10 protein-coding genes are annotated in these 12,293 nt (G+C 73.9%); 6 read left to right on the forward strand and 4 right to left on the reverse strand.

Going from position 1 to position 12,293, the window contains the following annotated elements; all coding sequences use genetic code 11:
• Nucleotides 1–62 precede the first annotated feature (62 nt).
• The 3 genes from BLU42_RS15390 to BLU42_RS15395 all read left to right on the forward strand — a co-directional run bounded on the left by BLU42_RS15390 (nt 63) and on the right by BLU42_RS15395 (nt 3,448).
• Nucleotides 63–1,631, forward strand: coding sequence for a PT domain-containing protein (locus BLU42_RS15390; RefSeq protein ID WP_091076159.1), 1,569 nt, complete (start codon nt 63–65; stop codon nt 1,629–1,631).
• Between the two features lie 128 nt (nt 1,632–1,759).
• The gene (locus tag BLU42_RS20660; protein WP_157720000.1) at nt 1,760–1,918 is read left to right on the forward strand and encodes a hypothetical protein; all 159 of its coding nucleotides are present in this window, start codon (nt 1,760–1,762) and stop codon (nt 1,916–1,918) included.
• A 366-nt stretch (nt 1,919–2,284) separates the two neighbouring features.
• On the forward strand, nt 2,285–3,448 hold the full coding sequence (locus tag BLU42_RS15395) for a pyridoxal phosphate-dependent aminotransferase (protein ID WP_091076163.1): 1,164 nt from the start codon (nt 2,285–2,287) through the stop codon (nt 3,446–3,448).
• On the opposite strand, the gene BLU42_RS15400 is transcribed toward BLU42_RS15395, so the two are convergent.
• Complete coding sequence (locus BLU42_RS15400; protein ID WP_091076166.1) at nt 3,438–4,145, reverse strand: hypothetical protein; 708 nt, start codon at nt 4,143–4,145, stop codon at nt 3,438–3,440. The genes BLU42_RS15395 and BLU42_RS15400 overlap by 11 nt on opposite strands.
• Nucleotides 4,146–4,184: 39 nt before the next feature.
• The gene (locus BLU42_RS15405) at nt 4,185–5,036 is read right to left on the reverse strand and encodes a spermidine synthase (protein WP_157720001.1); all 852 of its coding nucleotides are present in this window, start codon (nt 5,034–5,036) and stop codon (nt 4,185–4,187) included.
• A gap of 173 nt (nt 5,037–5,209) precedes the next feature.
• On the opposite strand from BLU42_RS15405, the gene BLU42_RS15410 reads away from it, so the two are divergent.
• On the forward strand, nt 5,210–5,596 hold the full coding sequence (locus BLU42_RS15410; RefSeq protein ID WP_091076169.1) for a YchJ family protein: 387 nt from the start codon (nt 5,210–5,212) through the stop codon (nt 5,594–5,596).
• A 130-nt stretch (nt 5,597–5,726) separates the two neighbouring features.
• Here the strand turns inward: BLU42_RS15410 and clpB are convergent, their stop codons facing one another.
• Complete coding sequence (gene clpB / locus BLU42_RS15415; protein WP_091076173.1) at nt 5,727–8,324, reverse strand: ATP-dependent chaperone ClpB; 2,598 nt, start codon at nt 8,322–8,324, stop codon at nt 5,727–5,729.
• A gap of 196 nt (nt 8,325–8,520) precedes the next feature.
• Here clpB and BLU42_RS15420 point away from each other — a divergent pair, with 196 nt between their 5' ends.
• Nucleotides 8,521–8,742 carry a type II toxin-antitoxin system Phd/YefM family antitoxin gene (locus BLU42_RS15420; RefSeq protein WP_091076176.1) on the forward strand — a complete coding sequence of 74 codons (222 nt, stop codon included), beginning with the start codon at nt 8,521–8,523 and terminating at the stop codon, nt 8,740–8,742.
• Nucleotide 8,743: 1 nt separating this feature from the next.
• Nucleotides 8,744–9,139 carry a type II toxin-antitoxin system VapC family toxin gene (locus BLU42_RS15425; RefSeq protein ID WP_091076180.1) on the forward strand — a complete coding sequence of 132 codons (396 nt, stop codon included), beginning with the start codon at nt 8,744–8,746 and terminating at the stop codon, nt 9,137–9,139.
• Between the two features lie 113 nt (nt 9,140–9,252).
• On the opposite strand, the gene BLU42_RS15430 is transcribed toward BLU42_RS15425, so the two are convergent.
• Nucleotides 9,253–12,285, reverse strand: a complete 3,033-nt coding sequence (locus tag BLU42_RS15430) for an alpha-mannosidase (RefSeq protein WP_091076183.1) — start codon at nt 12,283–12,285, stop codon at nt 9,253–9,255.
• Nucleotides 12,286–12,293: the final 8 nt, after the last annotated feature.

A 12,293-nucleotide genomic window follows, 5' to 3' on the forward strand; every position in this document is an offset into this window, starting at 1 on the left:
GAATCTCATCAGAACTGGGCCGCCCCGGTCCGGAGCGTTGGTTGACTGATCGGATCGAAGACGTGCGGCTCGGCGACGCGGAGCGGCAGCTCTCCGCCACGGGCGGAGCCGCTGCGGGTGCCGTGCTGCGCTGGTGGTTCGTCCGGGCCACGCTGCTGGTCGGCCTGGTGGTCGTCGCGCTCGTCCTGGTCGGCCGTCCGGCCCAGGCCGACACGGTCTCGGACGACAGCACCTCGAGCGCGTCCTCCTCCTCGGATTCCTCCGGCGCGAGCAGCTCGGCGGACGACGACGACGCCTCGGCCGGCGCTTCGAGCTCGTCCTCGTCGAGCGCCGAGGAGAGCGCACCGCCCCGCAAGAGCACGACGTCCACCGTCACCAAGACCCGCTCGGGCCACACCCGGCTCGTACGCCACCGCGCGGTCGCGAAGCACACGGTCGTCAGGGCCGCCACGTCGACCAGGTCGGTGAAGACCGAGCGCGCCAAGACGGTCGAGAGCGCGAAGAAGGCCAAGAGCGCGAAGACCGTCAAGAGGGCGGAGGCGGCCGCCTCGGACACGGCGAGCACGTCGAGCACGTCGAGCACGCAGGCCGACCCCTCGACCTCCTCGACGTCCACGTCCGCCCCGGCCGAGCAGGACAGCCCGTCGAGCGACGAGGGCTCCGCGGCGCCCACCTCGGACCCGGCCACCGACCGGCCGACGCCCGGGGCGAGCGCCACGCCGAGCGGCGAGCCGACGGCGCAGCCCAGCGCGGACGCGACCCCGGAGCCGACCGCTCCCAGCGACGAGCCCACCAGCCAGCCCAGCGCCGAGCCCAGCACGCAGCCCACCGCCGAGCCGACGGGGCAGCCGACCGTCCAGCCGACGACGCAGCCCACGGCCGAGCCGACCGCTCAGCCGGCGGAGCAGCCCACCGCTCAGCCGACGGACCAGCCCACGGCCGAGCCGACGGACCAGCCGACCGCGCAGCCGACGCAGGACCCCACAGCACCTGCCACCTCGGACCCGACGCCGACGCCCACCCAGGACCCGACGACGCAGCCGGTCCCCGACCCGACGATCCCCGTCACCGACCCGACCGTCCCCGTGGTCACGACCCCGGTCGCCACCACCCCGGTCGAGCCCGTCGTGACGCCGGTCGTCGACGACCCGACGCTGGGGCTGCCCGGGGAGACCGCCGAGCCCGCCCCGGCGACCACCGACGACGACGCGCCGGCCTTTCCGCCGGTCCCGCTCCTGCCGCTGCAGCTCGGCAGCGCCGCCGTCGCGGGTGACCCGACGGCGGTGCAGAGCGGGTGGGACGCGTCGGACGGGCGTGCACGCGCCGGCGACGACACCACGAGCTCACCGACCAGCGAACCGGCGGTCGCCGATCCCCAGGCTGAACCACGCGTCCTCGACACGGTGTCCGCCCCGACCGGGGCGTCCCCGACCGGACCCATGCACAGCTCCAACGCCGCCGCCGGCGCGTCGGGCTCCGTGACCTCCGGAGGCGCGAGCGCCTCCGTCCTCGGGCTCCTCGAGTCCATCTTCGGCCTCGGTGCCGACCGCGGCGGCGACCTCGGGTCGCTCGCCAACGCGCAGGACTACGCCTGGCGGCTGTGCCGCCAGCCCGGCTTCGCGCCCGACTGACCTCTCTCTTCCACCGGTGCTGCCCGGCCTCCTGGCCCGGTAGCGACGCGGCCTAGCCGCGTCACCCGGACGTCCCGCCCTCTCTGCGCGGTCGACGACCGGTCCCACCGCTTCGGGAGAGACCCCTGATGAACGCACGACTCCTCCGGGTCGCCGTCTCGGCGGCCGTCCTGGCCCTCGTCGCCGTCCTGCTCGTGACGACCGCCGACCTGGTCCACCTGCTGCACGCCTCGCTGCTGCTCGCCCTCGGCGTCGGCGCGCTCCTCCGCCGCCCGCGCTCGGGCTGACCCCCGGTCCCCGGGACCAGCCGAGCGCGGGGTGGCTGGCTCCCGGACGTCGTCCGACCGACCAGCTGAGCGCGGGGCCGCTGGTCGCACCGGACACCACCCCTGGCGGGACCAGCCACCACACCCGGTGGCTGGTCCCCCACCAAGCCCGTCCGACCGACCAGCTGAGCGCGGGGCCGCTGGTCGCACCGGACACCACCCCTGGCGGGACCAGCCACCACACCCGGTGGCTGGTCCCCCACGAGACCTCGTCGGGGTCGACCAGCTGAGCGCGGGGCCGCTGGTCGCCCGACGGGCAGGTCCAGGAGGACCGGCCGCAGCGGGACGGCCGGTCCTCCTCGGCGTCCCGGCGGCTAGGGTCGGTCCATGGCCTCGCCGTGGAGAGCGCAGCGGCTCACCTCGTCCACCACCACGATCTTCGCCGAGATGTCGGCGCTCGCCGTGGCGACCGGTTCGGTCAACCTGGGCCAGGGCTTCCCCGACAGCGACGGACCGGGCTTCATGCTCGAGGCCGCACGCCAGGCGATCACCGACGGCGTGAACCAGTACCCGCCCGGTCGCGGCATCGCCCCGCTCCGGCAGGCGGTCGCGGCGCACACCCTCCGCCACCACGGACTCGACTACGACCCCGACACCGAGGTCCTGATCACGACGGGCGCGACCGAGGCGCTGGCGGCCACCATCCAGGCGTACGTCGACCCGGGCGACGAGGTCGTCGCCCTCGAGCCCTTCTACGACTCGTACGCGGCCTCGATCGACCTGGCCGGCGGGGTGCGCGTCGGGGTCGGTCTCTTCGGGCCGGACTTCCGCCTCGACCACGCCGAGCTCGCCGCCGCCTTCACACCGCGGACCAAGCTGGTGCTCGTCAACTCCCCGCACAACCCCACGGGGGTCGTGCTCGGCGACGAGGACCTCGCCGCCATCGCCCGCCTGGCCGTGGAGCACGACGTGCTCGTGGTCACCGACGAGGTCTACGAGCACCTGGTCTTCGAGGGCTCCGTGCACCGCTCGCTGGCGTCCTACCCCGGCATGCGCGAGCGCACGATCCGCATCTCCTCCTCGGGCAAGACCTTCTCCGCGACCGGGTGGAAGATCGGCTGGGCGATGGGCCCCGCCGCGCTGATCGACGAGGTCACCGCGGTGAAGCAGTTCCTCACCTACGTCTCGGGCGCCCCGTTCCAGCCCGCCGTCGCCCGGGCGCTGGACGAGGGCGACGCGTGGATCGCGGACTCCGTGCGGGACCTGCAGGGCCGGCGCGACCAGCTCGCGGAGGGCCTGGCCTCCGTCGGGCTCGAGCCCGCGGTGCCGCAGGGCACCTACTTCATGACCACCGACGTCCGGCCGCTCGGCTACGACGACGGGGTCGCCTTCTGCCGCGAGCTCCCGCACCGGGCCGGCGTCGTGGCCATCCCGCACCAGGTCTTCTACGACCGCGCCGAGGCCGGCCGGCCCTACGTGCGGTGGGCCTTCTGCAAGCGGGCCGAGGTCATCGACGAGGCGGTCCGGCGACTCGGCGCGCTCAGCCGCTGAGCGTGAAGCCCTCCGGCGCGCGGCGCGGCCGCCCGGCGTACCAGCGCCCGACCGAGGGCACCCAGAGCACGGCGACGGCGACGACCACGTAGACCGCGACGACGAACCACATCAGCAGCGACTCGCGCAGCCACCAGGCGGCCCAGGCCAGCGCCGCGGCACCGGCGACGGTGTGCGCGACCCGCGCCCAGGGGCGGCGGGCGAGCAGGCAGAAGCCGGTCACCGTCGACGCCAGCGGGAAGCCGTAGAGCGGGACCCACAGCCCGTCGCCCATCCGCAGCACGGCCTCGTCGAGCAGGTGGAAGACGACGCCGTCGTCACCGCTCGGGCCCAGCGCCCGGGTGCCGGCCGCGGCGACCAGGAGGAACAGGCTGAGACCGCACACCCACAGCAGGGACGCCGTGACCGCGAGGGTCGCCGAGAGGCCGATGGTCGCCGGGCGCTGGTCCTGCTCCCCGGGCTGGAGCGGCGGACGCGGCGCCGACGCGCCCGGCGGCGGGAGCCTCCGGAGCAGCTCGTCGCTGACGGGCGCTCCCGTCCACGGCGGCGCTGCCGTCCAGCCGGGTACGGGCAGCGACGGCAGCGGCGCCGGGCGCGGCGGGCCGGCCTGCCAGGGCCCGTCGTAGGAGACCGGGTCCGCGGGTGGCGGGACCGGGGAGGCTCCCCGCGCCCACGGGGAGGTCTCGCCGGTCGTCACCCGACCAGCCTAGGGCGCGCACCGACCTCGCGGGCGTCCTCAGCCGAGCCCGAAGAGCTCCGTCGGGGGCGGCGGCGAGGCTTCCGCGTCGTCGTCGGTGAAGGGACGGGCGTTGCCCACGAGCTGGTCGAGCCGGGCCCCGTGCACGACCCGGTAGGGGAAGGGCGGCCGGCCGGCCCGGTCCGCGAGCCCGGCCCACGCGTCCGCGTCGAGCGGGCGGTCGCTGGCCACGAGCACCAGGTTGCCGAAGCGTCGCCCCTTGAGCGTGCTCGGCTCCGTGCACAGCCCCACCGACCCGAGCTCGGCCCGGAGCCCGGCGAGGACCCGCCGGGTGAAGCGGAGGGTCCCGCTGTCGGTGACGTTCATGGCGAGGACGCCGTCGGGGCGCAGCACCCGGTGCAGCTCGGCGAGGGCGCCCTGGGTCGTCAGCTCCGGCGGCACCCGTGCTCCGGCGAAGGCGTCGAGCACGACCAGGTCGGCGATCCCGTCGCGCAGCTCGGGCAGGCCGCTGCGCCCGTCGACCGCGCGGACCTTGATCCCGCTGGACCTCGGCAGCGGCAGCCGGGAGCGGACGAACTCGGTCAGCTCGGCGTCGGGCTCCAGCACGGTCTGCGTGGACCCGGGCCGCGTCGCCGCGAGGTAGCGCGGCAGCGTCAGGCCCGCCCCGCCGATGTGGACCGCCCGGAGGGTGACGCCGGGCGCGTAGAGCGACTCCACCAGGTCGGCCACGCGCTGCACGTAGTCGAACTCGAGGTGCCGCGGGTCGTCGAGGTCGACGTACGACTGGTCCGTGCGCCCGACCCGCAGGAGGTAGGCCGAGCGCCGCCCGACGTCGGGGACCAGCACCACCGGCGACTCCCCGCCGCGCAGGACCAGCTCCTCGCTCCTCACCCGTCCCCCTTACCCGGACCTCGTGCAGGACACGGCCCGGACGCAGGATAGGTGCGGCGCGCAGGGCGGCGGTGGACGGACCGGCGCCGGGCGCCAGGGCTGGTGGTGACGGCCGACCGCGAGCTCCGCAGGGTGCCGGTCGGGCCGGGCGGGCCGTGCGGTGGGATGGAGCCGTGACCGGCGACGAACCCTGCCCCTGCGCCAGCAGGCTCGCGTACGCGGCCTGCTGCGAACCGCTCCACGACGGCCGGGACGCGGCCCCGACCGCCGAGCGGCTGATGCGGTCGCGCTTCGCCGCGTACGCGACCGGGCGGGAGGACTACGTCTTCCGGACCTGGCACCCGCGGACCCGCCCGGCCGACGTGGAGCCGGCGCCGGGGCTGGTCTGGACGGGTCTGACCGTGGTCGAGGTCCAGGCCGGGACCGCTGACGACACCGAGGGCACGGTCGAGTTCAAGGCCGCGTACGAGGCGGCCGACGGGCCGGGCGTGATGCACGAGCGCAGCCGGTTCGTCCGACGCGGGTCGCGCTGGGTCTACCTCGACGGCGACGCCCTCTGAGCCGAGCCCGCTCGGCGGAGACGCTCCCTGAGCTTGTCGAAGGGCCCCGGAGGGGTCGGCGTCTCCACGCTCGTGTGCAGAGGAGCCGACCTCTTCGAGGCCCTTCGACAAGCTCAGGGAGCGTTCTCCCCTAGACCGCGACCGGCGTCTCGCTCACGACGCGCAGGGCGTCGCCCTCGGGGTCGAGGTCGAAGGTGACCGTGTCGCCCTCGAGGACCTCGCCACCGAGCACGCGGCGCGCCAGCTGGTCCTCGATGGTCGTCTGCACGAGCCGGCGCAGCGGCCGGGCGCCGTACGTCGGGTCGAAGCCGGTGAGCGCCAGCCAGTCGCGCGCGGCCTGCGTCGCGACGACGGAGATCCGGCGTTCGGCGAGCCGCTCGTTGAGCCGGGCCAGGTTGATCTCGACGATCCGGGCCAGCTCGGTTGTGTCGAGCGCGTCGAACAGCACGACCTCGTCGAGCCGGTTGAGGAACTCCGGCTTGAACGCCTGCCGCACAACGCCCATCACCGCGTCGCGCTTGATCTTGTCGTCGAGCTTGGGGTCGGCCAGGTACTGCGAGCCGAGGTTCGACGTCAGGATCATGATCACGTTACGGAAGTCGACCGTGCGGCCCTGGCCGTCGGTCAGCCGGCCGTCGTCGAGCACCTGCAGCAGGATGTCGAAGACCTCGGGGTGGGCCTTCTCCACCTCGTCGAGCAGCACGACCGCGTACGGGCGCCGCCGCACGGCCTCGGTGAGCTGGCCGCCCTCGTCGTAGCCGACGTAGCCGGGAGGCGCACCGACCAGGCGCGAGACCGAGTGCTTCTCGGAGTACTCGCTCATGTCGATGCGGATCATGGCGTGCTCGTCGTCGAAGAGGAACGCGGCGAGCGACTTGGCCAGCTCGGTCTTGCCGACGCCGGTCGGGCCGAGGAACAGGAACGACCCGGTCGGCCGGTTGGGGTCGGAGATCCCGGCCCGCGAGCGGCGCACGGCGTCGGAGACGGCCTTGACCGCGGGACGCTGGCCGATCAGGCGCTCGCCGAGCCGGTCCTCCATGTGGAGGAGCTTCTCGGTCTCGCCCTCGAGCAGCCGCCCGGTGGGGATGCCGGTCCAGTTGGCCACCACCTCGGCGATGTCCTGGGCGCTGACCTCCTCGCTGACCATCGGCGTCGTGTTGCGCTCGGCCTCGTCGGCGCGGGACAGCCGCTCCTGCAGCGCGGGGATCTCGCCGTAGCTGATCTCGCTCGCCCGCACGAGGTCGCCCTCGCGCAGCGCGCGGTCCGCGGCGACGCGCAGCTCGTCGATCTGCGAGCGGAGCTCGCCGACCTCGTTGAGGCCCTTCTTCTCCGCCTCCCAGCGCGCCTCGAGCCCGCGCAGCTCCTCGCTCGCGTCGGCGAGCTCGGCCTCGAGCCGCTCCAGCCGCGCGACCGAACCCGCGTCGGTCTCCTTCTCCAGCGCCAGGCGCTGCATGGTCATCCGGTCGACGGAGCGGCGGAGCTGGTCGATCTCCTCGGGCGAGGAGTCGATCTCCATGCGCAGCCGGGACGCGGCCTCGTCGACGAGGTCGATCGCCTTGTCGGGCAGCTGGCGCGAGGTGATGTAGCGGTTGGACAGGCTGGCGGCGGCCACGAGGGCGGCGTCGGTGATGGCGACCTTGTGGTGCGCCTCGTAGCGCTCGCGCAGGCCGCGCAGGATCGCGACGGTGTCCTCGACGCTCGGCTCGCCGACGTAGACCTGCTGGAAGCGGCGCTCCAGCGCCGGGTCCTTCTCGATCCGCTCGCGGTACTCGTCGAGCGTCGTCGCGCCGATCATCCGCAGCTCGCCGCGGGCCAGCATCGGCTTGAGCATGTTGCCGGCGTCCATCGAGGAGTCGCCGGACGCGCCCGCACCGACGACGGTGTGCAGCTCGTCGATGAAGGTGATGACCTGGCCCTCGGCGTCGCGGATCTCGGTGAGGACGGCCTTGAGCCGCTCCTCGAACTCGCCGCGGTACTTCGCGCCGGCCACCATCGCGCTCAGGTCGAGCGAGACGAGGCGACGGCCCTTGAGGGAGTCGGGGACGTCGCCGGCGACGAGGCGCTGGGCGAGGCCCTCGACGACGGCGGTCTTGCCGACGCCGGGCTCGCCGATGAGGACGGGGTTGTTCTTGGTGCGCCGGGCCAGGACTTGGACGACGCGGCGGATCTCGGTGTCGCGGCCGATGACCGGGTCGAGCTTGCCGGCCCGGGCGGTCGCGGTGAGGTCGACGCCGTACTGGTCGAGCGCGGACTCGGTGCCCTCGGCCTCGGCGCTGGTGACGCGCTTGCTGCCGCGCATCTCGTTGAACTTCGTCGTCAGGTCGGCGGCGGTGACCTTGAGGTCGCGCAGCACGGACTGGGCGTCGGAGGCGACGGCGGCGAGGGCGATGAGCAGGTGCTCGGTGGCGACGTAGGAGTCGCCGAGCTGCTCGGCGCGGGTCTCCGCGTCGGCGAGCACGCGGGCGAAGGCGCCGGAGAGCTGGGGCTGCGAGACCGACGAGCCGGTCGCCGACGACAGCTTGCTGATGGCGCCCTGGGCGGCGGCGTCGACGACAGCGGGGTCCGCGCCCACCGCGGTGATCAGCGGGGCGACGGTGTTGCCGGGGACGAGCAGCAGGGCGTGCAGGAGGTGGCTGGGCTCGACGTACGGGTTGCCCCCGGTCAGCGCCAGCCGGAGCGCGGACGAGACGGCGTCGCGGCTCTTGGTGGTGAGCTTGTTGGTGTCCATGGGTGGAGCGGTTACCTCCGGGTTGAGTGGCCTCTGCTCAACTATGCGCCGCGCACGAGTCCGTACGCAACTGAGAGTTGAGCGACGTAGACTCAACCCTGGTTCGACGGGTGCTATTCCTGGTTCCGCCCTGGCCGTCTTCAGGTTCCGGCGCTTCAACTACCCTGGTCTGGTCAGCCTGACCAAGGAGGAGCCGATGACCCAGGTCAACGTCCAGGAGGCCAAGACCCGCTTGAGCGACCTCCTCCTCCGCAGCGAGCGCGGCGAGGACATCGTGATCGCCCGTGCCGGACGTCCCGTCGCCCGCCTGGTGCCGGTCGAGGAGGCACCACCGCGACGCTTCGGGGTGATGCGGCTCGATGTGCCGGAGGACTTCGACGAGCCGCTCGAGGAGAGCGAGCTGGCCTCGTGGGAGTGAGATGAGCGAGCGGTACCTCCTCGACACGCACGTCCTGCTCTGGCTGCTCGGTGCACCTGACCGGGTCCGCGACGACATCCGTGCAGAGCTGGCGGACCGGACGAACGACCTGGTCGTGTCCGCGGCCACGGCGATCGAGATCAGCACCAAGGTCCGGCTCGGCAAGCTCGACGCCCCGACGCTGCCGGCCACCTTGACCCGGCGCATCGGTGACCTCGGTGCGACACCGCTGCCGATCACTATCGAGCACGGCCTCCTCGCCGGCACCTTGCGCTGGGAGCACCGCGACCCCTTCGACCGCCTCCTGGTCGCCCAGGCCACGCTCGAGGAGCTCGTCCTGGTCACGGTCGACCGCGCCATTCTCGGGCTCCCCGCCCTCCGCACGCTCAGCTGGTGACCCCTCACCCCGCTCGCCACCTCGGCTGACCGCTGACTCCCGCCGGCCGCGAGGCGCTCCGGCCAGTCGGAGCGGCGGTCCGTAGCGCCGGGCCCGGCGGTGCGGCCGCGCGGTCAGCGGGCCACGCGCAGCGTGACCAGCTGGAACGGCCGCAGCTCGAGCTCGGCGACCCGGCTCTCGACCGAGCGCAGGGCCGAGGCGTCGACCGTGCGCTCGATCAGGTCGGTCTCGATGATCCCCGTGACGTCGAACCCCGCCGTCAGCCGCGTGCGTACGCGTGTCCCGTACGCCTCGTAGAGCCGGACGACGACGTCGCCGCTGCCGTCCTCGGCGAGCTTGACCGCCTCGACCACGACGGCGGGGTCGTCGACCACGAGGAGCGGCTCGACCGAACCCTCACCCACGCCCTCGACCGCTCGCAGCGGCAGGTTGCGGCGGTAGCCCTCGGCCACGGCCTGCGGGATACCGGCGCCGACGGCGAGCGAGACGTTCATCGTGTGCTCGCCCTGGTCGGCCTCCGGGTCGGGGAAGAGCGGCGCGCGGAGCAGCGACAGGCGGACGTTCGTGGTCGAGCCCCGCACGCCGGCGCCGACCCGCGTGATGTCGTGGCCGTAGGTCGAGTCGTTCGAGACCGCGACCCCGTAGCCGGGCTCGCCGACGTGCACCCAGCGGTGCGCGACGGTCTCGAAGCGCGCGGTGTCCCACGAGGTGTTCGCGTGGGTCGGGCGGTGCAGGTGGCCGAACTGGATCTCCGACGTCGCCCGGTCGGCGTGCACGTCGAGCGGGAAGGCGAGCTTGAGCAGCTTCTGGCGCTCGTGCCAGTCGACGGTGAAGCCGAGGTCCACCCGTGCCGCGTCCGCGGGCAGGCTGATCGTCTGCACCAGCGACGACTCCCCGAACCGCCGCTCGACGCGCACCGCGTCACCCACGACCTCGACCGAGGTCGCCTCGACGAGGTCGGTGACGGTCCGCTGGTAGGTGCGGTCGATGTCCCAGGCGTCCCAGCGGTTCGGCACGTCGCGGAACAGCTGCAGCAGCCCGGCCTCGCGCCCCTCGGGCACGAGCTCGCGCCCGGCCCGGAGGTCGACGACCGAGGTGAGCAGCCCGTCGGCGCTCACGCGCACGCGGACCAGGTCGTTCTCGAGCACGAACCCGGCCCCGTCGCCGTCGGCGTGCGGGGTGACGCCCCGCCGCTCGGGGGCCCCGATCGCGACACCCAGCGCCGGCACGCCGTCGACCGCGTACGGGCCGGCGTTCGCGGCGACGAACCCGCCCCCCTCGCCCAGCAGCGCGCGCAGCGAGTCCCGCACGACCCGCTCCGCCGTCTCCGCGACCCGGGCGTACCCGGCCTCGGCGTCGGCGTAGACCCAGGAGATCGACGTGCCCGGGAGGATGTCGTGGAACTGCTGCAGGCAGACCGTCTCCCAGGCCCTCCGCAGGTCCTCGTACGGGTAGTTGGTCCCGTGGCGCACCGCGGCGGTCGTCGCCCACAGCTCGGCCTCGCGCAGCAGGTGCTCGCTGCGCCGGTTGCCGCGCTTGGTGCGCGCCTGGCTCGTGTAGGTGCCGCGGTGGAACTCGAGGTAGAGCTCGCCCGACCACACCGGCGCCTCGGGCAGCTCGGCCTGCGCGTCGGTGAAGAACTGGACCGGGCCGGTCAGCCGGACCGCCGGCGAGCCCTCGAGCGAGGCGGTGCGCCGGGCGGCGGCGACCATCTCCCGGGTGGGTCCGCCCCCACCGTCGCCGTGGCCGAAGGGCACCAGCGAGCGGTTCGCGACGGCCTTCTCGGTGAAGTTCCGCTCGGCCCGGGCGAGGTCCTTGGCCGACAGGTCGGAGTTGTAGGTGTCGACCGGCGGGAAGTGGGTGAAGACCTGCGTGCCGTCGATGCCCTCCCAGCGGAAGGTCGAGTGCGGCATCAGGTTGGAGTCGTTCCAGCTGATCTTCTGCGTCAGGAACCACCTCGCCCCGGCGGCGGCCATGATCTGCGGCAGTGCGCCGGAGTAGCCGAACGAGTCGGGCAGCCACACCTCCTGGGTGTCGACGCCGAGCTCCCGGGCGAAGAAGCCCTTGCCGAGCACGAACTGCCGGGCCAGCGCCTCGCCGCCGGGCATGTTCGTGTCGGACTCGACCCACATGCCGCCGACGGGCACGAAGCGCCCGGCCTGCACGTGGCCGCGGACCCGCTCGAACAGGCCCGGGTAGAACTCCTTGAGCCACGCGTACTGCTGGGCCGACGAGGCGGCGAAGACGAACTGCTCCTCGCGCTCGATGAGGTCGCAGACGTTGGCGAAGGTGCGCGCGACCTTGCGCACGGTCTCCCGCACCGGCCACAGCCAGGCCGAGTCGATGTGGGCGTGACCGACCGCGTACGCCTGGTGCGCGCTGGCGCTCGCCGGCCGCTCGAGCACCGGGCGCAGCACGTCGCGGCCCGCCTGGGCGGTCCCGGCCACGTCCTGCGGGTCGACGGCGTCGACGACGCGGTCGAGGGCCTCGCGGACCTCGGCGCGGCGCTGGGTGTTGGCCGGCAGCTCGAGCAGCAGCCCCGACAGCGCGAAGAGGTCCTGGTCGAGCTCCCAGACGGCCACGTCGCGCAGCGCGAGCTCGAGGCGCCGCAGCCGGTAGAGCGGGTCGCGCCCGGCGGTCTCGAGGTTGCCGAGGTGCGTCGGGTTGAACTGCATGTGCTCCAGCACGTGCGGGTTGGACGCCGCCTCGACGAGCACCTCGACCGCGCTCCCCTGCCGGGCCGGTGACGACGCCGGCAGCGGGACGGCCTGGTTCATCGGCTCGACGGCCTTGATCACCGTGCCGTCGGCCGTCCAGACGAGGCCCTCGGCCTGGAATCCCGGCTCGGTGTCGCTGAAGCCGAGGTCGACGACGACCTCGACCGCCGTCCCCTCGCGGGAGTCCCAGCCCTCGGGGACCGTCCCGGTCGCGCGGAACCAGGTCGTCGCCCACGGCGGCCCGTACGCGGTCCCCACCTCGAAGGGCATGAACTCCTGCCGCGCAGCCTCGTCGAAGGGCACCGGCTCGCCGGGCGCCTGCCACGCCGTCACCTCGAGCGGCACGCGCTCGCGGTAGAGCGCGGGCACGACCCGCTCGTGGCGGAACCTCGCCAGCCGCTCCTCGACGGGGTCGGTCAGGTCGGGCATGGGTTCGC

Source organism: Microlunatus sagamiharensis (assembly GCF_900105785.1).
Taxonomy (GTDB): Bacteria; Actinomycetota; Actinomycetes; order Propionibacteriales; family Propionibacteriaceae; genus Microlunatus; species Microlunatus sagamiharensis.